Below are 21,312 nucleotides of genomic sequence, written 5' to 3' on the forward strand. Positions count from 1 at the left end.
GGGGAGCCTTGTTGTGAGGCAATAGAAAACCGCCGGAATCCGGCGGTTTTTTGTTCAGGCAGCTCTCAAAATTTGAGATGAATCCTGATTATTTGTTCATGACGTACATTGTCACTTCAAAGCCAAAACGCATTTCAGTAGCAGCTGGTTTAGTCCACATGATAGTCTCCTTTGGTTGTTTGGTAGTACATCGTGCTTGATGTACTTGTATGACTGTCACTATACGCCGGTGTTTCAAAACCACCCTGAAGCGAATCCGTAAAAGCGACTCATGATTTTACGTAGTTTGCTGATATCGATTAAGAAACCTCTGCGACTAGCTCGGGTGACTCGTCCTGCCTATTCACTGACCATTGCGGAAACGGGTCACTGAGCGTGCGCCAGGCATTCATGCCAGATGCCAGCTCTGCTTCTGTCAGTAGGCAGGCATCGAAGGCAGCAATGAGTGCGGCTTTATCCATCCCCATGCCGATAACCACCAGTTCTTGCTGACGGTCACCATAAGGGGGCTGCATGCGCGAGTGGATATGTTGCAGGCTTTCTTCATCTTGTGGCCAGTATTCTTGCGGTGTTGCGCTCCACCACATGCCCGCCAGTTCGGTGCGGGTGACTGCGCCTGCTTGCGACCAGGTGGCGCAGAACTCTGGCCGTGAGGCGATCCAGTAGCGGCCTTTGGAGCGGACGACGCCAGGCCATTCTTTGTTGAACCATTGCCACAAACGCTGTGGATGAAACGGTTTACGTGCCCGGTAAACAAAGCTGGAGATGCTGTATTCTTCACTTTCCGGCACATGCTCGCCACGTAGCTCTTGCAGCCAGCCCGGCGCTTCAGCGGCCTGGTCAAAGTCGAACAAGCCGGTATGCATGATGCGATTTAGCGGCACTTTGCCAAAGCTGCTGTGTATGATTTGCGCGCGTGGATTGAGGGTTTTGAGGATGCTTTCCAGTCTGGAGACTTCTTCCAGGGTTAACAAGTCAGTTTTATTCAGCACTAACACGTCGCAAAACTCGATTTGTTCAACCAGCAGGTCAACCACTGTGCGTTCATCTTCTTCGCCCAGCGATAAACCGCGGTCGCCCAGCATATCTTGCGAGCCATAGTCTTTGAGAAAATTATAACCATCTACTACGGTGACCATGGTGTCCAATTGGGCGACATCTGCCAGCGAAACGCCGTCTTCATCTGCAAAGGTAAAGGTTTCTGCAATGGGTAAGGGCTCGGAAATGCCGGTGGTTTCAATCAACAGGTAATCAAAACGGTTTTCTTTGGCCAGCCGTGTGATTTCAATCAGCAGGTCTTCGCGCAAGGTGCAGCAAATGCAGCCATTGCTCATCTCAACCAGTTTTTCTTCCTGGCGTGACAAGGCTGCGCCGCCGTCACGCAGCAGTTGTGCATCGATATTTACCTCGGACATATCGTTGACAATCACTGCGACGCGCTTGCCTTCGCGGTTATTGAGAATATGGTTGAGCAGGGTGGTTTTACCTGCGCCCAGAAAGCCGGAAAGTACCGTGACTGGCAGTTTTTTCATAGGTCATCCTTTAGTGGTTAAATTGCCGTTCGCGGCGTTCATGCCGCTCCTGTGCTTCCAGGCACAACTTGGTGGTTGGCCTGGCTAATAGTCTGGCGAGGCCGATTGGCTCCCCGGTGTCTTCGCAATAGCCATAGCTGCCATCCTGGATGCGGCGCAAAGCTGATTGAATGGTTTTTAAATGTTTGCGTTCGCGGTCCCGCGTGCGCAGTTCCAGGCTGTGTGTTTCCTCTTGCGTAGCGCGATCGGCCGGGTCTGGTGTTTCGTGTTGATCTGAGAGATGTTCACTGGTCTGGCGCATATTGTCTTGCAAGGCTTGAAGCTGGGCCTGCAGCAACTGCCGAAAGAAGGCCAGTTGCGCTTCATTCATATAAGCATCCGCTGGCATCGCTAATAATTGTGCGTGAGTAACCATTTAAGCAACTTTGTTGCAATGCAATAAAGTTGCATTTTAAAGGGTGTTGTTGTTATTTGCAACTAAGTTGCAAAACAAGCAAGGCAGTGAAGCAGAGAGTAGCGCGGCTATTTAGGCCGACGCTTGTTGGCATTGTGGGCAGAGGCCCTTGAGGTTGATTTCGATGTGGGATATTTGGTAGGTGTCGAAAATGGCTTGCGGAATATGCGCAGCCAATTCATGAATACAAAGGACTGTACCGCAGCGCTGGCATTGCAAATGGGCATGACCGTGATTGCTTAACAAACCGCTGTTTGCGCTGGCGTCTGCGGCTTTGTAACTGCGTTTAGGGGCGTTCAGTTGAAATTTCCAGGCGCGGTCATCGGTGGATATTTTATGGATGAGGGCATGCTCCTGTAACCAGTCCAGCACCCGGTATACCGTTACCCGGTCAATTTCTTTAACGCCTTGCAGCGTGGTTAAAATATCGGTATGACTGAGTGCTGTATGCGAGTTGAGCAGGGTGTTCAACACGGCTAATCGTGCTTTGGTTGAACGCAGGCCCGCATCGGTGATGAGTTGTTCGGCAGTTTGCATGGCCAAAATTATGAACTACACGACAACATCGAGCAACCGGCCTTTTGTCTGGCCCAGTCCGGGCGTTTTTGCGCGAAGGCTTCCATGCCGGCTTGTTCGGTATATGGATGGCGCAATACTTGCAATAATGTCAGCAAGCGGCTGTTGTCACCTTGGGTCGCCAGGTCAATCGCTTCTTGCGCCAGGTAGTTTCGCAACACATAAATCGGGTTCGCCGCCGCCATTTTTTGTAAACGTTGCTCAGGGGTTAATGTCGATTGTTGTATGCGCAGGCTGTAGTTATGCAACCAGGCCTGGATATCGGCGCCAAATTGTTGCTGCCCTGACTCAGTATAAAAAGTATCTGCCAGTGTTGCCAGTTGTGGCTGCGCCATATCCAGCTTCGCCAGTCGTATGAAAAATAGCGTTTGGTCGACTTCCGCGCGTTGCATCAACTCAAAAATATGGTTAATCAGCTCGCCATCGCCGTCTTGCCAGTGATCAAAGCCAAACTTGTCAGCCAGGCTGGATGTGAGGGCGCGTATATAGGTCTGGTCGTAAGTGGTCAGGCCATCCGCCAGGCCTTGTGTCTCCGGCAGTAAGGTGCCGAGCGCTTCGGCCAACCGTTCCAGGTTCCAGCGCGCTATATCCGGTTGGCGGCCAAAACAGTAGCGGCGGCCTTGTGCATCGGTGGTATTCGGCGTCCAGCCAGGGTCAAAGTTATCCACCCAGCCATACGGGCCATAATCGATGGTCAGGCCGAGGATGGACATATTGTCGGTATTCATCACACCATGTACAAAACCAACACGCATCCAGTGCGCGATCATGACGGCCGTGCGTGAGCAGACCTCTTCAAACCATGCTTCTATCAAGGCCGGTGCTGGGTCGTTGATGTCTAAGGCCAAACCGGTGGATGGCCACCAGTCGGCAAAGTCACGGTCCAGCGTAAAGCCGATCAGGCGTTTCAGCAACGGTAACTCGTTGCGGCTGGCCAGTATTTCAAAATGGCCAAAACGCGTAAATGAAGGTGCGACACGGCAGACAATCGCTCCTGGCTCCAGTTGCGGATTGCCGTTGTAAAACATATCCCGCACCACCTGGTTGCCGGTAGTCACCAGGCTTAACGCTCGTGTGGTCGGTACCCCCAGATGATGCATGGCTTCCGAGCATAAAAATTCGCGCAAGCTGGAGCGGAGTACTGCCCGGCCATCGGCTGAGCGGGAGTAGGGTGTTTCACCTGCCCCTTTGAGCTGTAGCTCATAGCGTTTGCCCGCGTGAACCAATTCCCCCAGGTAAATGGCGCGGCCATCCCCCAGTTGCCCGGCCCAATGCCCGAATTGATGGCCGCCATAGCGGGTGGCATAGGTAAACATGCCATCTAGCGCGCCATTGCCACCCAATGTCTGGATCAGGTCGCGGTCTTGCATGTCTTCAGCTGATAGCCCAAGCAGTTGGGCGACTTCAGCGCTATAAGCAAGCAATTGTGGGTTTTTTACAGGTGTTGGCTGCACAGGTGACCATAAACAGTCACTGACTTGCCGGGTATAGTTGTCTGAGATCGGGTCGCCGGGCAGTTCCCGGGTAAAACGGTTGTCAAAGTTCAGGGGCTTCATCATGCTATTTTAGTCATTATCCACGGCTAAAGTTCAGTGCCTGCCAAAAAACTCTGCGCTTCTCGGGTAAAATAGCGTTTTAATACGCGCAAGTGTGATTTCCACACGTTTAATTTCCCCACATGAATGTTTTTTACGAAGAAGACGGTGGCTTTAAGGTCGCTTCCATCATGTCTGAGGCCGATAGCAGCATGCAAGTCGAGGCCAGCACCGGCAAGCGCAGCAAAATTAAAACCGCCAATGTATTGATGCGGTTTGACGGCGGTTTGTCAGGCTTTCTCGAAGCGGCGCAGGCGGAGTCCGACACCCTGGATACCGACTTTTTATGGGAATGCTGTGGTGAGCCAGAGTTTGCTTTCGAGGACCTGGCGCAAGAATATTACGGTGGCAAACCGAGTCGCCAGCAAGCGGCAGCAATTGCGCTCAAGTTGCACGCGGCGCCCATGTATTTTTACCGCAAAGGCAAGGGCCGCTATAAAGCAGCGCCGGAAGATACGTTGAAAGCCGCTTTGGCTGGCCTGGAAAAGAAGCGTCAACAAGCCGAATTCATGGCGCAGATGGTGGCGCAGCTGAAGGCGCAAGCTTTACCTGAAAGCTTTGCGACTAAATTGGATGCATTGTTATATGCGCCCGATAAAAACAGCCTGGAGTGGAAAGCGCTGGAGCAGGCAGCGGCTGAGCTAAAACAATTGCCAGTACAAGTCTTGCACGCAGCAGGCGCTATTGTCTCAGTGCATGATTACCACCTCGGGGCATTTTTACGTGAGTATTTTGCCCATGGCAACGAGTTTCCGGCATTTTCGCTGGCTGACATACCTAATGACTTGCCATTGTCAGCTGTACAGGCATTTAGCATTGATGACAGCACCACGACAGAAATTGATGATGCCTTATCCGTGACACCGTTGAGCAATGGCAATATGAAAGTCGGGATTCATATTGCTGCGCCTGCATTAGGCGTGACGCCACATGAGGCCTTGGATCACGAGGTGATGAAGCGTTTGTCTACGGTCTATATGCCCGGGCACAAAATTACCATGTTGCCGGAAGTCGCAATTCGGCCATTCAGCCTGGATGCAGGTGAAACCAAGCCTGCTCTGTCGCTGTATCTGGAAGTGGCGCCTGACTTTAGCATTGTGCACCAGCATAGCTGCCTGGAGCGCGTACAGATTGCAGAAAACCTGCGTCATGACACGTTGGAACCTTATTTCAATGAAACCACTCTGGCGCAAGATAGCGGTCATCCGCTGTGGGCATCACTGGTGTTTTTGTTCCATTTTGCCGAGAGCCTGGAAAAGGCGCGTGGCAAATATGACCCGACCCGGCCACAGCCGGTGGATTACAATTTTTACGTGACGGATGGCATCGTTGATATTGTGAATCGTCAGCGTGGCTCGCCGATGGATAAACTGGTCGCTGAGTTGATGATTGCGGCCAATAGCCAATGGGGCTTGTTGCTGGCCGAGCACGATGTGCCTGGTATTTACCGTGCGCAAAACGGCGGTAAAGTGTATATGACCACCAAGGCCGAAGGTCACCAAGGGCTGGGCGTGGCACAATATGCCTGGTGTACCTCGCCTTTACGCCGTGCAGTGGATTTGATTAACCAGCGCCAGTTGATTAGTGTATTGACCCTGCAAGCGCCGGTCTACGCAGCCAATGGCGATGAGATTGTCGGCCATATGCGTAATTTTGATCAAACTTACAATGCCTATAACGAGTTTCAGACGCGCATGGAGCGCTACTGGTGCCTGCAATACCTGATTCAGGAAAACATTGCTGAAATAGATGCCACGGTGTGGCGCGAAAATCTGGTGCGCCTGGAACGATTGCCTTATATGACCAAGGTACACAGTTTGCCGGCGACCAAGCCTGGCAGTAAAGTACGCCTGGCGATACAGAAAATAGATACTTTACTCATGGAGCTGGAATGCAAGTTTCTGGGCGTGATCGAAGAGGTGAGTTCTACTGCCGGTGAAGAGGCTGCCAGTGACGAAGCAATTGCCCTTGAAGCAGCGGCCGCAGATGATGCCCAGCCTGACGTGACGGAAAGTGCATAATGTTTAAATTTAATCGCAAAATCCATAAGGCTGTGTCTGACTTTGAGATGGTAGAAGTCACAGAGACCGACGGCGTGCGCTCCATGCATCTGGGTTCGCCGACGATACAGAGCAGCATGAAGGTCAAAGACCCTTACGCGCTGGTGCTAGCTTATTCATGGGGCGTGTTGAGCAGCCTGTTATTCAAGCCGGATAGCCGTCAATTGACCTTGGTCGGCCTGGGTGGCGGCTCCATTGCCAAATACGTGTGGCAATATTGTCCGCAAATTCAGCAAACCGTGATCGAACTCAATCCGCAGGTGATCCAGGTCGCGCGCAGCCATTTCTTTGTGCCAGACGATGACGAGCGCTTGCAGATTATTGAAGGCGATGGCATTGCCCATATCCAGCAGCATCCGGGTGCCTGTGACTGGCTGATGATGGATGCTTTTGGCAGCAATGGCTTGCCACCAGACTTTTGTACCCAGTCATTCTTTGATGACTGTGCAGACGCGCTGACGCCAGATGGCTTGTTTACCATTAACCTGTGGGGCTCAGATAAAAAATTTGATATCTACATGCAGCGTATGGAACAAACCTTTGAGCAGCGCGTACTCATGATGCCGACGGGTAAACCCGGCAATATCATCGTGTTTGGTTTTAAATCCGCTTTGGCCATGCCAGACCTGGCTACCTTGCGCAAACGCGCGCAAGAGGCCATGCAAACCCACAATATCAATTTTCTCGACCTGATAGACCGCCTGCAAGGCGCGAATCCTAACAACGGTAAGGAGTTCACCCTCGGTGGCTAATTTCATGAATCAATACTTCGCAACCTGTCCACGTGGCCTGGAAGCTATTCTCGTCGATGAACTCAAGCAGGGTGGGGCGCGTGAGATCAAAGCCACCGAAGGCGGCGTCAGTTTTAGCGGCGAGCTTTCCGTCTGCTACCACGCCAACTTGCACTCACGCGTGGCGACACGCATTTTGATGCAGGTCGGGCGTGGTAAATACCTGACAGAAGACGATATTTACCAGGGCGCACTCAAAATCAACTGGCCGAACTGGTTTGATGTCAAACACAGCATGATGGTCAAAGTCACGGCGGTGCGCAGCCCATTGAAAAGCTTGGAGTTCATCACCTTGCGCGTCAAAGACGCCATTTGTGACCGGTTCCGTCAAAGTGTGGGTAGCCGTCCGAATATTGATACGCGTGAGCCTGGCGTGCGTGTGCATGTATACCTGACGGCTGACAGCTACCAGTTGTATGTGGATACTTCCGGTAATCCGCTCTATCAGCGTGGCAACCGTAAAAACAGTATTGAAGCGCCATTGCGTGAAAATCTGGCGGCAGGCATTTTAAAGCTGACTGGCTGGCAACCTGGCCAGGCGCTGCTGGACCCGATGTGTGGCAGCGGTACGTTTCTGCTAGAGGCCGTGATGATTGCGCTCAATATTGCACCAGGCTTGAACCGCAACTTTGGCTTTGAAAAACTCAAAAACTTTGAATCTGATACATTCAAGAAAGTGCGTAACGCAGCGGCCAAAGCCGTCAAACCAGTGAGTTTTCAAAGCATTTATGGCTCAGACATGGATTTGCGCGCGGTACGTGTGACCAAGCAGAATCTGGAAATGGCTGGCTGGCTGGACGCCGTGCAATTGTCGCACTGGGAATTTACCAAGGTAGCGCCGCCAGCAGACAGTGGCGTGCTGGTGGCGAATCCGCCTTATGGGGTGCGTATCGGCGAGGATGACACACTGGCCGAGCTGTATCCGCAAATGGCGGCAGCGCTGAAACAGAAATTCTCCGGCTGGAATACCTATTTCCTGACCAATGATTTGCGTATGCCTAAGCTCATGCGTTTAAGTCCGAGCAAGAAAACGCTGCTGTATAACGGACCACTAGAATGCCGTTTGTTTGAGATTAAAATGGTGGCAGGCAGCAATCGGCGCGAAAAAAATAGCGGTGAAGAAAGTATCTGATTTAAAGCCACAGAGGTCACAGAGCGCACAGAGGAGAATCCGTTTCCTCGCGCTTATCTCTGTGACTATCAATTGCGTGACGCGGTTAGCGGATGTGCTGGAGAAATGATGACTGATTCAATTGATGCATTGCGGGCACGTGTGAATGCCTTTGTAGAAGAGCGTGACTGGGCGCAGTTTCATTCCCCTAAAAACCTGGCCATGGCCATGATTGTAGAGGCGGCTGAGGTGGTTGAGCATTTTCAATGGATGACAGAGTCTGACAGTCGCCAACTGGATGCCGAAACCAAAGACAAGGTTGGGCAGGAGTTGGCGGATACCTTTGTGTACCTGATGCGGATTGCCGAGGTGTGTGGTATTGATTTGATCGCCGCCACCAATGCCAAGATTGCGCTAAATGCACAGAAATACCCGGCCGAAAAATGCAAGGGTAGCAATGCAAAATACACTGAATATCAATAAATTATATTCATTTATTAAAGCTATTGATTAATTAAGGAGTTTGTTCGTGACGACGCATCTAACCTCGCCGGTGATTGATTTGCTAGTCCAGCAGCAGATTCAATTTGAAGTGATTGAAATTCCCCTGAGTGACGATCATAAACCGATCCGCCAGCTGGAAGAATTACTTTCCGCCCAAGGATTAGATCCGCAGTCTGTGGTACGCAGCGTGGTGTTCAAGGCTGAAAACACGGGTTTTTGCCTATTAGCGGTTGCGGGTGGCGGCCGTGCAGATTGGGCGTTATTGCGCGCCCACTTGGGTGAGCGCAAATGCCGCATGGCTGAGTATGACGAAGTGCCGGAAGCGACCGGCTATGTGGTCGGTGCAGTGCCGCCGATTGCTTTGCCAGAAGCCTTGACTGTATTGGTCGATGACAGTGTCGCCAACTATGACACCGTGGTGATAGGCAGTGGTGTACTGGGCTACGCACTGGCATTGCGTACCGCAGACTTGCTGCAGTGCCTCAATGACAAAGCGCGCGGTCATTTTGTCAAAGCGTAACTGAGTTTGGGCACACGCTGTTAATGTGTGCTGCCGTTCACGTCTGCGATCAGGCGTTCAAACTTGATTTTATCGCTACCGCGAATAATCCACTTCTTTAAACCTTTGTTCCAGCTGGCCCCGGCTTGTTTAATAGCGTCTTTATGCTTATGCGTATTGCCAGTCAGTGCATAGGCCTTGCCGTGTGGCTCCAGTCCTAAGTGTTGATCTGTTGCGGCGTGATCATGTGATATTGCATGCTTCATTTCCTGGCTAGTTGAGTCCACCGTCGTTGCGGCGTTCACGGTGGCATCTTGAAACGATTTCAGCTCTATCAGCTTGGCGCGGATTTGCATGCAGACCGGGTTGGTGGCGGCCAGCCAGTTCTGGTCGTGCCGGTTTGCTTCATATTGCCCGGGCAGTATGCCCATGAGGTCAGTCGGTAGCCGTAAATCAGCGACATGGTCAGGGGTGATAAAGAAACAGCGTTCAACGCCCAGGCGGCCGATAAACAGGCCTAACTCAAAAATCACATTGTCACGTACCACCGGGTTTTGCTGCCCGCGCATAATCGTCAGGTCATCCGGGCTAAACACAAATACGCCAAAATCCGAGTTGCGCAGGGCGTTGATCAGGCTGTAGAGGGTAGAGCCTGAAATCTGGAACACGCCATTGCTCCACACCGTGCATTCGGCATCGCGGGTTAAATTGGCGTGTATGGCATTGGCAATATCCAGGCCCTCGCGTGAAGAGCCTATAAAGATTTTTGGTTTCATCGCATCACTCCTTCAATTGTTGTTTGTTATCATTTTTTAACAATTGTATATGCGACGTCGCATGGTTGCCACAAAAATAAAAACGCCCGGCAAGCCGGGCGTTTTTATGGCGATTGCTGGTACTGTCTAAATACTTATCTACGGGTGTTTATCCGCCAAAGATCGTATTTAAGGAGTTATTTTTACTGCTCTCGACCATGACCGACGCTTTACCAGGACTTTCGCTGATGGTGCTTACCCAGTCCTGGCTCATGCTTTCCAGGTCACTGCTCGAAGATGTGCCTGGTAAGCTGGTCAAGCCCGTACTATCGTCATTCGACGCATCGCCATTGCCAAAGATTAGCGATGCATTACTCAGCTGATATTGGCGCAACTGCTGCATTAAGCCTTTTGCGGTATAGGTTTCAGGGGGCGTGTCGGTGCTGCCTAGTGTCACTTGCGCACTGGCCGAGGCGTTTGTGCCGCTGTCACTGTTGGCAGTGCTTTCTTTGGCAAGCGTACTGACGGCATCGCCGCCGCTCGCTGCGTTGGTCTCGGTGTTGTAGGCCTTGTTTAACAGGGCTGAGACATTGCTTTGAATATTGGAAACTGACATCGCCATGCCTCGTCAAAAAGAATACAGATACATTACTGCTAATCTTGTTAACGGCATCACCACAATAAACTTTAAAAAATCCTTTATTTCAGCGTTTAGGCCGTTGTTCGTGGCTGGTTTTTCGTCAGATAGCGCGTCAGTTAGCGTCGATTTATGGTATGGTTTCAGCCTTGTTCGACATCACTCTTTTCTCTGGCATCACATGAGCTCAGTCCGCTATTGCGTCAACGGTAAGTTGGTATCTGGTATTGCGCCAACCAACCGCGGCTTTGCTTATGGCGATGGCATTTTCCGCACCATGCGCCTGCTGGGCGGCGAATTGCAGGACTGGCCATTACACTATCAGACGCTGGTGGCCGATTGCAGCAAAATCCAGATTGTATGCCCCTCAGCCGAGTTGCTGATGCAGGAATTCAGGCACTTGATGGCCTCTGCTGACGGCGAAGAGTTATCAAACGGGATTGTGAAGGTTATGATTACACGCGGTGACGGTGCGCGTGGTTACGCGCCGCCCGCCATCTGTGAGCCGACACGGGTATTTATACACAGTGCGCTACCAGTATATGCGCCTGAAATCTATACGACGGGCGTGGCTTTATATACCTGCCAGACGCGATTGGCCTCCCAGCCCTTGCTGGCTGGTATCAAGCATATGAATCGCCTGGAAAATGTGCTGGCACGTGCGGAACTCAAAGACCCACGCTTTTTTGATGGCGTGCTGCGTGATTACCATGACCAGGTGATTGAAGCTGTCAGCGGTAATCTGTTTATCAGCAAAGACGGCCTGGTGATGACTCCGGCACTGGATCAGTGTGGCGTGTCAGGCGTGATGCGGCAAAAAATCCTCGACTGGTATAAAACGCATGGCCAGGTGGTGGTCTCGACCAACTTGTTTATGGAAAACCTGTTGGCGGCCGATGCCGTAGTGGTTGCCAATAGCGTCTATGGCGTATTGCAGGTGACGCAGATTGACGACCAGGTGATTGCCAGCAATGATTGGGCCAAAGAATTAAGAGCGCATTTAAACTATGTTGTTCATTAAGCAGTGTGTGAAATACGGCGTTGCCGCCTTGGTATTAGGCGCTGTGGCTCTGGCAGTCTGGATGATAATTTTCATGATTCGGCCATTGCCCATGGCATCAGAAACCATAGGCCTGCAGATTCCGGCCGGGGCCAGCGTACGCGGCATTGCCGATCAACTGGTCGCCGCAGGTGTGCTGACTGAACCGTATAGCTTTTTGTTGACGGTGAAAGTGACAGGCAGTGGCGGTCAATTGCAGGCCGGTGATTATGCTTTGAATACGCCATTGCAAGTGATGTCGCTCATAGATATCCTCAAGCACGGCACGTTTGATCAATTTAAACTGCAATTGATTGAGGGGAAAACGTTTGCCGACTTCAGGCAAAAACTGGCACAAATGCCAGGTATCCGCCATGACACCGTGATGTTGTCTGATAGCGAGTTGATGCAGCAAATCAGCGGGCAAGCCATGCACCCGGAAGGCTGGTTTTTTCCAGACACTTATTTTCTGGATGCGCAGAGTAGTGATGCCGACCTCTACAAGCGGGCTTATCAGAAAATGGCGCAGCATTTGTCGGCGGCCTGGGAGGCACGTGAGGCTGGCTTGCCTTACCGCTCCATGTATGAGGCGCTGGTGATGGCATCCATCGTCGAAAAAGAAACCGGGGTGGAAGAAGAGCGGCCGCAAATTGCGGGTGTGTTTATTAACCGCCTGCGTAAAGGCATGCGATTGCAGACTGACCCCACAGTGATTTATGGCATGGGTACGCGTTACCGGGGCAATATCACCAAAAAAGACTTGCTGACGGACACGCCTTATAACACGTATACGCGCAGTGGTTTGCCGCCGACGCCGATTGCTTTGCCAGGGCTGGCCTCGATACAAGCGGCCTTGCATCCGGCCAAGACCAATGCTTTGTATTTTGTGGCGAACGGCCAGGGCAGGCATGTGTTTACCAGTTCGCTGGACGCACACAATCAGGCGGTGCGCGCCTACCAATTAAAGAAACACTAACAATATGCACCAAGATATACATACGGGGAATCTTGAATAATGGCGGGCTTGTTTATCACGCTGGAAGGAATGGATGGTGCCGGTAAGAGCACGCATATTCCGACGATTTTACAAATGCTGGCTAGTCGCGGTCGCGAAGTGGTTTCTACACGTGAGCCTGGCGGTACCCTATTAGGGGAAGAATTGCGCGAAATCCTGTTGCATAGAGAAATGCATGTGGAAACCGAGTCTTTATTGATGTTTGCTGCGCGTGCCGAGCATTTGCAGCAAGTCATTTTGCCTGCATTACGGCGCGATGCGATTGTGGTGTCAGACCGTTTCACCGATGCGTCTTATGCCTATCAGTGCGGTGCACGTGGCCTGCCTTTGCAAAAAATGCAGCAATTAGAACAATGGGTGCAGGGTGATTTGCAGCCCGATGCCACCCTGTTGTTTGATGTGCCGGTTGAAGTGAGTTTGCAGCGCCTGGCCGGGGCTCGGACGCCAGACAAATTTGAAGCGCAAGGCGCTGAATTTTTTGCCAGATTGCGTGCACAATACCTGGCCAGGGCTGCCGAATTTCCGCAGCGTTTTCATGTCATAGATGCGCATCGCTCACTTGAAGAAGTGAAGAAGTCAGTTGAAGAAATTATTTCATCTTTATGATTAATAAGCTTTATCCCTGGCAATATTCCCTGTTCTCGCATTGGATGCAAGCGGGGGAGACGCGTCACCATGCCTTATTGCTGCATGGTAAAACCGGTATTGGTAAACTGCATTTTGCGCAGACGATGGCGGCGGCTTTGCTGTGTTTACGACCACAACAGGGCTTTGCCTGTGGCGAATGTGAGTCCTGTCATTGGCTATCCGAAGGCGCACATCCCGATTTCAGGGAGATCACGCCTGAAGATGACGATGCTGCTGAGAGTGGCAAGAAAAAAACCCGCAAACGGCAGCAAATCCTCATAGACCAGATTCGCGCCTTGCATGACTATTTGTCGCTGACCTCCCATCGCGTCGATGGTATTCGAGTGGTGTTGATTCACCCCCTGGAGGCGATGAATGTAGCGGCCTCTAACGCTTTACTTAAACTATTGGAAGAGCCGCCGCAGCGCACGCAGTTTTTACTGGTCTCGCATCAGCGTCAGGCCTTGTTACCGACTATTTTAAGCCGGTGTATGCAGGTAGAAATGCCGGTGCCCAGCCGCGAGCAGGGCTTGCAGTGGTTACAAGCCCAGTCTGTGCCGAATCCTGAATGGATCTGGCATTACAGCGGTGGTGCACCAACGACGATCCAACAGGATGAGTTTGACTGGCATGCCTGGTACCAGCAATTGCGCCCGCACCTGGTAGGCGGCGCGACCATCGATATTGCCGCAGCCGTGCCGGTGCTAATCAAGCAGGGCATGGAGCAGGCGATCCAGGTGTTACAGAAATGGCTGCTGGATGTCTGGCTCTCTAGCCACCAGCAACCCTTGCGTTATCACCCGAGTGAGGCTGCGCCATTGCAGGCATTGGCGGGTGCGGTCAATATGTCACGCTTACTGGCGTTTCAACAACAGCTAAATCGTTTTAAAATGACAGCACAGCATCCACTCAATCAGGAGTTACAGCTGGAGCAGTTATTATTGCAGTACAAAAAAATGTTTGCTTAAGGCCAGCTTGTTTGATGGTGATTAAGGAAAACATTCTGGAGCCTGGGCTATGACAGATACACTACCACCAGCCGCCGCAAAACCCGGGGTTTTGTCGCTGGCGATTCGCGAAAAAGCAGCCTTGTTTGCTGCTTACATGCCTTTTGTCAAAGGCGGCGGTTTGTTTATTCCGACCAGCAAGCCGTTTAAAATGGGCGAAGAGGTTTTTATGCTGCTGACCTTGCTCAATGATCCGAATAAGCTCAAAGTCGTGGGTAAAGTGATCTGGATTACGCCGCAGGCAGCCAATAACAAGCCGCAGGGCATAGGTATCCAGTTTACTGACAAAGATGGTGGTGCCGAGGCGAAGAAACGCATAGAAACGATTCTTGGCGCTGCGCTTAAATCCAGCCGCCCTTCAAATACGATATAGCGCCTATTGAATCGCGCAGAATTTAGTCTTGGTTGAAAAACATGTTAGTTGATTCGCATTGCCATCTTAATTTCCCTGAACTGGTCCAGAATATGGATCAGGTGCTTGATAGCATGCGCAGCCATCAGGTTGGCCATGCCTTGTGTGTGTCAGTGACGCTGGACAAGTTTCCCGAAGTGCTGGCAATTGCCGAGCAGTATCCGAATATTTATGCCTCAGTCGGCGTACATCCTGATTACGAGGATATCCAGGAACCCACAGTAGACGGCCTGATCAGCTTGGCCGATCATGACCGCGTAGTTGCCATTGGCGAAACCGGCCTGGATTATTTCCGCCTGACTGGTGATCTGGAGTGGCAACGCGAGCGTTTCCGTACCCATATCCGCGCCGCCAAAGCCACCGGTAAACCGCTGATTATCCATACCCGCAATGCTGCCGAAGATACCTTGCGCATCATGCATGAAGAGGGCGCAGCAGAGGTTGGCGGTGTCATGCATTGTTTTACCGAAAGCTGGGAAGTGGCACAGGCGGCGATCGCCATGGGCTTTTATATCTCGTTTTCGGGTATTGTCACATTCAAAAATGCGCAAGCCCTCAAAGAGGTGGCGCAAAAAGTGCCGTTAGACAGAATACTGGTCGAGACTGATTCTCCCTACCTCGCGCCTATCCCTTTCCGTGGCAAAACCAACCAGCCGGCGTATGTGCGTCATGTGGCTGAGGAAGTCGCCCGTTTGCGTGATGTGCCATTACAGCAGGTGATTGACGCGACGACGGTTAATTTTTTCACCTTATTCAAACACGCGCAGCCATGCAATTAACCATTCTAGGCGTAGGCTCCAGCGCAGGGACGCCTGCCGTCGGCTGTACGTGTACGACGTGTACCTCAACAGATGCCCGCAATAAACGTACGCGTTGCTCCAGCATGGTCACGCTGGATGATGGCCGCGTCATCCTCATCGACACCTCACCGGATTTACGCCAACAAGCGTTGCGGGAAAACATGCACCGCGTGGATGCGGTGTTATATACCCACACACATGCGGACCACCTGCATGGTATTGATGACCTGCGCGCATTTTGCCAGATCAACCGCTGCCAGATCCCGCTGTATAGCTACCCGGAGTCGATCGCACATATACAGGAAAAGTTTGGCTACACCTTACGTGATCCTATTCCACAATATTGGGATTTGCCTGTGTTAGCCGCACATGTGGTTGACGCGCCGTTTGAAGCAGCCGGGCAGACGATTACGCCTATCCCGGTTATGCATGGCAAGATTCGCATTTACGCCTACCGGATTGCTAATCTGGTGTATATGACCGATGTGTCGGAGATTCCCGAAAGCTCTTATGCTTTGTTGCAGGGCGTGGACATATTGCTTATTGATTGTTTGCGCGAAAAACCACATCCTACTCATGTCAGTGTCGAGCAATCGCTGGCACTGATCGCGCGTATAGGGGCCAAGCGTAATGTATTAATACACATGACGCACGAGCTGGAGTACCAGGCTTTACAGGCGCGTGTGCCAGCCAATGTGCAAGTGGGTTATGACGGCATGAAGCTTGATTTTTAATGCCTGCGCCCATTGTGTGATATGCCGCCAGCGCACGACAACGGTCAACCGATATCGATGATAAAGCGTTATACTTACACAAAAAATAATTTGCTATTTTGATTTTGGATAACAGGAATTAAACATGAAGTTATACGCAAGAATTTCAGCGGTGACGGTTGCCACCTCATTACTGTTTGCAGCCACGGCCGCGTTTGCTGGCAAAACCTATGATGAAAACGAATTTATCAGCGGCTTTAGCGGCAAATCAAAAAAACTGGTCATAGAAAAGCTGGGACAGCCGTTTAAAAAGCAGCAATCAGTCAAGCCAAGCAATGCCAATAATATGATAGGCAACATGGGCAAACAACAAGATAACTCCAAGCCAGTGCAGGTTGAAATGTGGTACTACAAAAACCTGGTGAAATACGATGACAAAAACACTTATAAAGAAACTGAAGTGACTTTTGTCAATGACCGCGTAATGAATATCGGTTTTTTCAATAACCGTTAATTTGGCCTTGTGTTGAAAAAGCTGTGTAGTGATACACAGCTTTTTTTGTGCCTTATTTTCATTTTGATGATTTTTCGTTTCCACAAAAACTGTGGATAACACGGTGGATTGCATCTTGGTAGAAACGGTAAGTTTATGATTTCATGCGTTTTTAGCCAAGTGTACGTTTTTTGAACTTCGAGCAGGGATGCGGCTCGCAATGGGTGTTTCTCCCATTTTGTCAACGCAGTATGCATGTTTTTTCTAGGGCTGCCAGGGCACGCGCTGAAAGCCGACAACCCTGGCAGTCGCTGCCATTTTACTGTCGGCTATTCAGGTGCTTGGTGCCATGATGCGTGTTGCCTGATCACAAAACAGTGCGCTTGAAGCTAGTGTGAGTGTTCTCCCGGGTGAAATATCAAAATCAGTGCAGGCAGTAACACCAGATTGACGACCATCGCCGCCAGCAAGCCACAAAATACCACCACGGCTAAAGGGTGCTCGATTTCATATCCTGACACCGGGCCTTTTAAAATGATAGGCAATAAGGCCATGGTCGTTGCCAGGGTGGTCATGCTGATGGCACGGAAACGGTCTGACACTGCGTTGAGTAATAAACGCGGCGTGGTGATGCCGTCAGTCAGCCGCAGTTGCTGATAACGTGAAATCAGTAAAATACCATTGCGTGCGGCAATGCCCATGACGGCGATCAGGCCGATCATGGCGCCCAGTGACATGACGCCGCCAATGAACCAAATACCGATCAAGCCGCCAGCGACTGCGACCGGTAACACGGCGAACAATAGCGCGGTGAGGCGCATGGATTTCAGGCTCATCCATATCAGCAAAAAGACCACCAGCAAGGCTAATAAGGTGTATATCACCAATGTCAGGCTGGCCGTTTTTTGCTCGGTATATTCCCCCATGAATTTGACGTAATTGCCCTCGGGCAGCTTGAGTCGGTTGATGCGGGCCTCAACTTCTTTCGCCACGCTACCGATATCGTTGCCTGCGACGTTGGCTGAAATGTCAATTTTTCTGGAAGCCCCTTCGCGTTTAATCTCATTCGGCGTGGCTTGCACATAGACTTCTGCCACATCGGCCAGGGTGATGACGGCACCGGCCGGGCTCTGGATGGCTATTTGCCGGAGCGCCTGCACGCTATCTTGTGCCGGGCTATCACCGATCAGGCGTACATTAAAGCGAGCCTGGCCAACCGTCACTTCGCCCTGTACCTGCCCTTGCGTCATCAAGGCGAGCGCTTGCTTGATATCTGCTTCAGTCACGCCATAATGATCTGCGGCGGTGTTTTTGAGGCGGACATGAATGCGCGGAATCAGGACTTGGGATTCCACCTTGAGGTCGGTCAGGCCATTAATATCGGCGATGGTTTGCCGGATATGCTCAGCCTCTTCACGCAGGCTATCCAGGTCGTCACCAAACAGCCGAATGACAATGCTGGCACTGTTGCCCGACATCACCTCCTTGGTGCGTTCTTTCAGGTAAGTCTGTACATCGGTAAAAATGCCACTGTAACCGGCAATCGCCTGGTTAATTTTCTGCATGGTGTCGGCATAGTTGACCGTTGGCGAGATGCTGACCCAAAGCTCGCCAAAGTTAGGGCCAACCACTTCATCGGCAACTTCCGCGCGCCCAATGTGCGCACCCAGGTTGCGTACGCCATCAATCTGCATCAGTTCATGGCTGGCGCGTAAACTCATGGTTTTCATCTCGGTAATCGAGGTGCCGGGGCGCGCTACAAAGTGCATCAGGAAATCGGTTTCTTTAAAGGCTGGCAGAAACTCTGTGCCTAAAAAGGGCAGGGTAGCCAGCATGCCAAACAAAAACAGGCAGGCGCTGGCAAGCACCATTTTTGGTTTCGCTAAACGACTTGCCAGCCATTGCTCCACCCGGTGCGGCAAGCGTAATGCGTGCTCCGTTTGCGGTGGCATCTGCTTTAAAAAACAATAGGCCAGTACAGGTGTCACGATCAGTGCAACCAGTAATGACGCAGAAATAGCCAGTAAATAGCCATAGGCCAGTGGTTTGAAAAATGCACCAGCGACGCCCTGTAAAAAGAACACCGGAATAAAGACTGACATCACAATCAGCGTGGCATAAATCACCGAGCCACGGACTTCATAGGACGCCTGCGCAATCACTTTGATCAGCGGCTTGGGTTGCAGTTGTTGCTGATTTAGCGCCATGGCCCGCAGGATATTTTCCAGATCGATAATTGAGTCATCCACCACCTCGCCCAGGGCAATCACCAGCCCGGCCAGCACCATGGTATTGATGCTGACATTGAGCCAGGTCAGCAGCAGCATAGCGGTGACTAAAGATAAGGGGATGGCCACCAGGCTAATGATGGCGGCCCTTGGTTTACGCAAGAAGAGGAATAAAATGATGGCTACCAGGCCAATACCAAGCACCAATGCCTGGTTCAGATGATGCAGTGCCTGTTCAATAAACGTGGCGGGCCTGAAGATGGCGGCATCGACATTGACGCCATGTAGTGCCGGTTTTAACTCAGCCAGCGCCTGATCTATTTGCCGTGTCACGCTCAGAGTATTGGCATCAGGGTGTTTTTCTACAATCAGCAGCAAGCCATCGCCCTGGTTAATCACGGCATCGCCAATCGGTAATGCATGTGCCCAGTCCACGTCGGCAACCTGGCCCAGTTTGACCGGGATGCCATTGCTCAGTCCGACGGTCATTTGCAGGTAATCTTCTTTATCTAGCGTTGGCCTGTCGTATGCCACGGCCAACCGTTGCTGTGCAGTATCCAGGTAGCCGCCACTGTCCGGACGGATGGCTGAGGTCAGACGCTGGCTGACCTGCGTCGCTGTGAGTTGGTGCTGCGCCAGTTTGACCGGATTAAAACGTACATGCAGTTCCTGGTCACGCAAGCCCCAAATGGCCACATTGGCAACGCCAGGAATGGCCATCAGGCGCGGGCGCACGGTCCATAAGGCTTTGGTGCTGAGTTCGGCGATGTTGTATTGCGTACTGCTCAAGCCAATTTTCAATACGCGTGACATGGAGGATAAAGGGGACAGCATGACCGGCGGTTTGACGATGGCAGGCAAGCGTTGCGCAGCCAGCAGCAGCCTTTCCTGTACCGCCTGCCTGGCTTCGGCCAGCGAAGTACCTTGTTCAAACAGCATGACGACGGAGGATAAGCCGAGCACCGATTTTGAACGTAAGGTTTTCATATGCGGAATGCCATTCATGGCATGCTCAATCGGGATCGAAACCAGTTGCTCAGTCTCAACACTGGAAAGCCCCGGTGCCTCGGTCTGGATTTCGACTTTGACAGGCGCAAATTCTGGAAACACATCCATAGGCGTATTGGGGATGGTTTTAAAGCCTGCCAGCATCAGCAGCACAGCTAGCACAATAACCAGGTAGCGCGCCTGGATGGCGCGCATGGTGAATCTTTTTAACATAGCGTATCCCGTTGTATTTAGTGGGTATAACCGGTTTCTACGGCAAACAGTTCCTGTGCGCCCTGCGTGACGACCGCCTTGCCGACCAGGCGTTGATCAGCCAATAAACAGCCTTGTTTGCCGGACTGGGTGACAAAGACCAGTTGGCGGGCAAAGTGTGTTGCATCCTGCTGCACGTATAACCAGGTGTTACCATTCATATCGACAATGGTGGACGAGCAAGGCACGCTGAGGCGTGTTTGTGCCTGTCCACGTTGTGGAATCTGCACGGTCAGTCGCTGCATGGGTACAATGTCACCTTGAGATTGCAGCGTATATAGCAGCTTGCGGGTCCCGGTCAGCGGGTCTGCTTCTTGCGGGCTGACCACCGGTTTCAGTGCATAGTCAGCAGAGATCCCGGCGGCACCCGCCAGCCATGCCTCTGCATTGAGGTTTAACTGGCCTGCTTGCGCATAAGGGACATAGGCCGTGACCCATAAACGTCCGGGTTGCACAATGTCGACCAGCTTGGCACCGGCAACCAGCAGCTGGCCGGCACTGAAGTAAATGTTGCTGATGATGCCATCATTGGCCGCCTTAATATGATATGTACCCGCCGAGCCTTGCTCTACCGCTTGTTTTAACAGGTCGCGCTTTTGTGTGGCAGTGCGCAGACTAGTCTCTGCCATCGCGACATTCGCCTGTGCGTCATCTACAGCCCTCTGGCTGCCGACATGCTGTTGCCAGAGTTGCCGGGTACGACCCAGGGTTAACAGATGTGCCGACAATTGTTTATCTGCAGCCTGCAATTGTCCTTCTGCATCTGCCAGGCTGGTCATCAGGCCTAAGCGGGTTTCCGGGGTCACTACCGGGTTGATCGTCAACAAAATTTGCCCGGCTTTCACTTGGCTGCCGATCTGTAAATGCTTGCCTGGAGTAAAGGTCACGTAGCCATTCATGGGGGTGCTGTAAGCTGCCATGGCTTCGGGAGCCAAGCTGGCTTGTGCCGGGTAGTTGCGTGTGCCGGTCTGGCGTGACACGGTGGCTTGCGTGGTCGTCAGTCCCAGTTTTTTAATGGCTTCTGCCGACAGGGTGACCTGGTTTAACTGGCTTTCAGCGATCGTGGTCTGTTGAGGCTTGCCTGTGTCAGCGGCCATGACCGGACTGGCCGTGCCAGCATCCAGGAACGCCGTCAGTATGAGCAGGGGAAGGGGCTTATGTAGGTGAAACAAGTGTCGGTGAAGCAAGCGCTGAGTAATCTGCA

Annotated in this window: 22 protein-coding genes; 13 read left to right on the top strand and 9 right to left on the bottom strand. The window is 51.8% G+C overall.

Going from position 1 to position 21,312, the window contains the following annotated elements; all coding sequences use genetic code 11:
• Positions 1 to 88 precede the first annotated feature (88 nt).
• The 5 genes from pqqA to GQ52_RS11240 all read right to left on the bottom strand — a co-directional run bounded on the left by pqqA (position 89) and on the right by GQ52_RS11240 (position 4,121).
• Entirely contained in the window at positions 89 to 160 is a 72-nt protein-coding gene (pqqA, locus tag GQ52_RS14320; RefSeq protein WP_081624291.1) for a pyrroloquinoline quinone precursor peptide PqqA, read from the bottom strand.
• A 139-nt stretch (positions 161 to 299) separates the two neighbouring features.
• Positions 300 to 1,532: a zinc metallochaperone GTPase ZigA gene (gene zigA, locus GQ52_RS11225; RefSeq protein WP_047517757.1), complete on the bottom strand. Its 1,233-nt coding sequence runs from the start codon at positions 1,530 to 1,532 to the stop codon at positions 300 to 302.
• A 10-nt stretch (positions 1,533 to 1,542) separates the two neighbouring features.
• Positions 1,543 to 1,947, bottom strand: a complete 405-nt coding sequence (dksA, locus tag GQ52_RS11230; protein ID WP_047517760.1) for an RNA polymerase-binding protein DksA — start codon at positions 1,945 to 1,947, stop codon at positions 1,543 to 1,545.
• Between the two features lie 111 nt (positions 1,948 to 2,058).
• Positions 2,059 to 2,523 (bottom strand): Fur family transcriptional regulator, encoded by a 465-nt coding sequence (locus GQ52_RS11235; RefSeq protein ID WP_235273213.1) that lies wholly within the window; start codon positions 2,521 to 2,523, stop codon positions 2,059 to 2,061.
• A gap of 8 nt (positions 2,524 to 2,531) precedes the next feature.
• Positions 2,532 to 4,121: a YdiU family protein gene (locus GQ52_RS11240; protein ID WP_047517764.1), complete on the bottom strand. Its 1,590-nt coding sequence runs from the start codon at positions 4,119 to 4,121 to the stop codon at positions 2,532 to 2,534.
• 119 nt (positions 4,122 to 4,240) lie between these two features.
• Here GQ52_RS11240 and GQ52_RS11245 point away from each other — a divergent pair, with 119 nt between their 5' ends.
• The 5 genes from GQ52_RS11245 to GQ52_RS11265 all read left to right on the top strand — a co-directional run bounded on the left by GQ52_RS11245 (position 4,241) and on the right by GQ52_RS11265 (position 9,143).
• Positions 4,241 to 6,178: a ribonuclease catalytic domain-containing protein gene (locus GQ52_RS11245; protein ID WP_047517767.1), complete on the top strand. Its 1,938-nt coding sequence runs from the start codon at positions 4,241 to 4,243 to the stop codon at positions 6,176 to 6,178.
• Positions 6,178 to 6,969: a polyamine aminopropyltransferase gene (locus GQ52_RS11250; RefSeq protein ID WP_019882490.1), complete on the top strand. Its 792-nt coding sequence runs from the start codon at positions 6,178 to 6,180 to the stop codon at positions 6,967 to 6,969. The genes GQ52_RS11245 and GQ52_RS11250 overlap by 1 nt, the downstream gene beginning before the upstream one ends.
• Positions 6,970 to 6,973: 4 nt before the next feature.
• Positions 6,974 to 8,140 (top strand): class I SAM-dependent RNA methyltransferase, encoded by a 1,167-nt coding sequence (locus GQ52_RS11255; protein ID WP_047517770.1) that lies wholly within the window; start codon positions 6,974 to 6,976, stop codon positions 8,138 to 8,140.
• Positions 8,141 to 8,248: 108 nt separating this feature from the next.
• Positions 8,249 to 8,602, top strand: coding sequence for a nucleotide pyrophosphohydrolase (locus GQ52_RS11260; protein WP_047517773.1), 354 nt, complete (start codon positions 8,249 to 8,251; stop codon positions 8,600 to 8,602).
• Positions 8,603 to 8,648: 46 nt separating this feature from the next.
• Complete coding sequence (locus tag GQ52_RS11265; protein ID WP_200884056.1) at positions 8,649 to 9,143, top strand: aminoacyl-tRNA deacylase; 495 nt, start codon at positions 8,649 to 8,651, stop codon at positions 9,141 to 9,143.
• A gap of 20 nt (positions 9,144 to 9,163) precedes the next feature.
• Here the strand turns inward: GQ52_RS11265 and GQ52_RS11270 are convergent, their stop codons facing one another.
• Both GQ52_RS11270 and GQ52_RS11275 read right to left on the bottom strand, forming a co-directional pair.
• Complete coding sequence (locus GQ52_RS11270; protein WP_047517776.1) at positions 9,164 to 9,898, bottom strand: nucleotide-binding protein; 735 nt, start codon at positions 9,896 to 9,898, stop codon at positions 9,164 to 9,166.
• 148 nt (positions 9,899 to 10,046) lie between these two features.
• The gene (locus tag GQ52_RS11275; RefSeq protein ID WP_235273214.1) at positions 10,047 to 10,493 is read right to left on the bottom strand and encodes a hypothetical protein; all 447 of its coding nucleotides are present in this window, start codon (positions 10,491 to 10,493) and stop codon (positions 10,047 to 10,049) included.
• 202 nt (positions 10,494 to 10,695) lie between these two features.
• Here GQ52_RS11275 and pabC point away from each other — a divergent pair, with 202 nt between their 5' ends.
• The 8 genes from pabC to GQ52_RS11315 all read left to right on the top strand — a co-directional run bounded on the left by pabC (position 10,696) and on the right by GQ52_RS11315 (position 16,641).
• Positions 10,696 to 11,535: an aminodeoxychorismate lyase gene (gene pabC, locus GQ52_RS11280; protein WP_047517778.1), complete on the top strand. Its 840-nt coding sequence runs from the start codon at positions 10,696 to 10,698 to the stop codon at positions 11,533 to 11,535.
• Positions 11,522 to 12,529: an endolytic transglycosylase MltG gene (gene mltG / locus GQ52_RS11285; RefSeq protein WP_047517780.1), complete on the top strand. Its 1,008-nt coding sequence runs from the start codon at positions 11,522 to 11,524 to the stop codon at positions 12,527 to 12,529. The genes pabC and mltG overlap by 14 nt, the downstream gene beginning before the upstream one ends.
• Before the next feature lie 39 nt (positions 12,530 to 12,568).
• Positions 12,569 to 13,174, top strand: a complete 606-nt coding sequence (gene tmk / locus GQ52_RS11290; RefSeq protein ID WP_024931153.1) for a dTMP kinase — start codon at positions 12,569 to 12,571, stop codon at positions 13,172 to 13,174.
• Positions 13,171 to 14,163, top strand: a complete 993-nt coding sequence (gene holB / locus GQ52_RS11295) for a DNA polymerase III subunit delta' (protein ID WP_047517783.1) — start codon at positions 13,171 to 13,173, stop codon at positions 14,161 to 14,163. The genes tmk and holB overlap by 4 nt, the downstream gene beginning before the upstream one ends.
• 49 nt (positions 14,164 to 14,212) lie before the next feature.
• Positions 14,213 to 14,575, top strand: a complete 363-nt coding sequence (locus GQ52_RS11300; RefSeq protein ID WP_019882477.1) for a PilZ domain-containing protein — start codon at positions 14,213 to 14,215, stop codon at positions 14,573 to 14,575.
• Between the two features lie 41 nt (positions 14,576 to 14,616).
• Positions 14,617 to 15,393: a TatD family hydrolase gene (locus tag GQ52_RS11305; protein WP_081979347.1), complete on the top strand. Its 777-nt coding sequence runs from the start codon at positions 14,617 to 14,619 to the stop codon at positions 15,391 to 15,393.
• Entirely contained in the window at positions 15,384 to 16,148 is a 765-nt protein-coding gene (locus GQ52_RS11310) for an MBL fold metallo-hydrolase (RefSeq protein WP_047517790.1), read from the top strand. The genes GQ52_RS11305 and GQ52_RS11310 overlap by 10 nt, the downstream gene beginning before the upstream one ends.
• A gap of 124 nt (positions 16,149 to 16,272) precedes the next feature.
• Entirely contained in the window at positions 16,273 to 16,641 is a 369-nt protein-coding gene (locus GQ52_RS11315) for a DUF2845 domain-containing protein (RefSeq protein WP_047517792.1), read from the top strand.
• Positions 16,642 to 17,009: 368 nt separating this feature from the next.
• On the opposite strand, the gene GQ52_RS11320 is transcribed toward GQ52_RS11315, so the two are convergent.
• Together GQ52_RS11320 and GQ52_RS11325 are read right to left on the bottom strand one after the other, a co-directional pair.
• Entirely contained in the window at positions 17,010 to 20,069 is a 3,060-nt protein-coding gene (locus GQ52_RS11320) for an efflux RND transporter permease subunit (protein ID WP_235273219.1), read from the bottom strand.
• Between the two features lie 17 nt (positions 20,070 to 20,086).
• Positions 20,087 to 21,205, bottom strand: coding sequence for an efflux RND transporter periplasmic adaptor subunit (locus GQ52_RS11325; RefSeq protein ID WP_047517798.1), 1,119 nt, complete (start codon positions 21,203 to 21,205; stop codon positions 20,087 to 20,089).
• Positions 21,206 to 21,312 lie beyond the last annotated feature (107 nt).

The sequence above is a fragment of the Methylophilus sp. Q8 genome (assembly GCF_000800115.1).
In the GTDB taxonomy this organism is placed as follows: domain Bacteria; phylum Pseudomonadota; class Gammaproteobacteria; order Burkholderiales; family Methylophilaceae; genus Methylophilus.

What these genes read in the sequence shown, in the direction of transcription:
- GQ52_RS11250 (WP_019882490.1), top strand. Translation starts at nt 6,178, where the DNA reads ATGTTTAAATTTAATCGCAAAATCCATAAGGCTGTGTCTGACTTTGAG.
- GQ52_RS11320 (WP_235273219.1), bottom strand. Translation starts at nt 20,069, where the DNA reads ATGTTAAAAAGATTCACCATGCGCGCCATCCAGGCGCGCTACCTGGTT.
- dksA (WP_047517760.1), bottom strand. Translation starts at nt 1,947, where the DNA reads ATGGTTACTCACGCACAATTATTAGCGATGCCAGCGGATGCTTATATG.
- GQ52_RS11255 (WP_047517770.1), top strand. Translation starts at nt 6,974, where the DNA reads ATGAATCAATACTTCGCAACCTGTCCACGTGGCCTGGAAGCTATTCTC.
- GQ52_RS11235 (WP_235273213.1), bottom strand. Translation starts at nt 2,523, where the DNA reads ATGCAAACTGCCGAACAACTCATCACCGATGCGGGCCTGCGTTCAACC.
- tmk (WP_024931153.1), top strand. Translation starts at nt 12,569, where the DNA reads ATGGCGGGCTTGTTTATCACGCTGGAAGGAATGGATGGTGCCGGTAAG.
- GQ52_RS11300 (WP_019882477.1), top strand. Translation starts at nt 14,213, where the DNA reads ATGACAGATACACTACCACCAGCCGCCGCAAAACCCGGGGTTTTGTCG.
- GQ52_RS11305 (WP_081979347.1), top strand. Translation starts at nt 14,617, where the DNA reads ATGTTAGTTGATTCGCATTGCCATCTTAATTTCCCTGAACTGGTCCAG.
- GQ52_RS11245 (WP_047517767.1), top strand. Translation starts at nt 4,241, where the DNA reads ATGAATGTTTTTTACGAAGAAGACGGTGGCTTTAAGGTCGCTTCCATC.
- GQ52_RS11325 (WP_047517798.1), bottom strand. Translation starts at nt 21,205, where the DNA reads ATGGCCGCTGACACAGGCAAGCCTCAACAGACCACGATCGCTGAAAGC.
- GQ52_RS11260 (WP_047517773.1), top strand. Translation starts at nt 8,249, where the DNA reads ATGACTGATTCAATTGATGCATTGCGGGCACGTGTGAATGCCTTTGTA.
- pabC (WP_047517778.1), top strand. Translation starts at nt 10,696, where the DNA reads ATGAGCTCAGTCCGCTATTGCGTCAACGGTAAGTTGGTATCTGGTATT.
- mltG (WP_047517780.1), top strand. Translation starts at nt 11,522, where the DNA reads ATGTTGTTCATTAAGCAGTGTGTGAAATACGGCGTTGCCGCCTTGGTA.
- GQ52_RS11275 (WP_235273214.1), bottom strand. Translation starts at nt 10,493, where the DNA reads ATGTCAGTTTCCAATATTCAAAGCAATGTCTCAGCCCTGTTAAACAAG.
- holB (WP_047517783.1), top strand. Translation starts at nt 13,171, where the DNA reads ATGATTAATAAGCTTTATCCCTGGCAATATTCCCTGTTCTCGCATTGG.
- GQ52_RS11240 (WP_047517764.1), bottom strand. Translation starts at nt 4,121, where the DNA reads ATGATGAAGCCCCTGAACTTTGACAACCGTTTTACCCGGGAACTGCCC.
- GQ52_RS11270 (WP_047517776.1), bottom strand. Translation starts at nt 9,898, where the DNA reads ATGAAACCAAAAATCTTTATAGGCTCTTCACGCGAGGGCCTGGATATT.
- GQ52_RS11310 (WP_047517790.1), top strand. Translation starts at nt 15,384, where the DNA reads ATGCAATTAACCATTCTAGGCGTAGGCTCCAGCGCAGGGACGCCTGCC.
- zigA (WP_047517757.1), bottom strand. Translation starts at nt 1,532, where the DNA reads ATGAAAAAACTGCCAGTCACGGTACTTTCCGGCTTTCTGGGCGCAGGT.
- GQ52_RS11315 (WP_047517792.1), top strand. Translation starts at nt 16,273, where the DNA reads ATGAAGTTATACGCAAGAATTTCAGCGGTGACGGTTGCCACCTCATTA.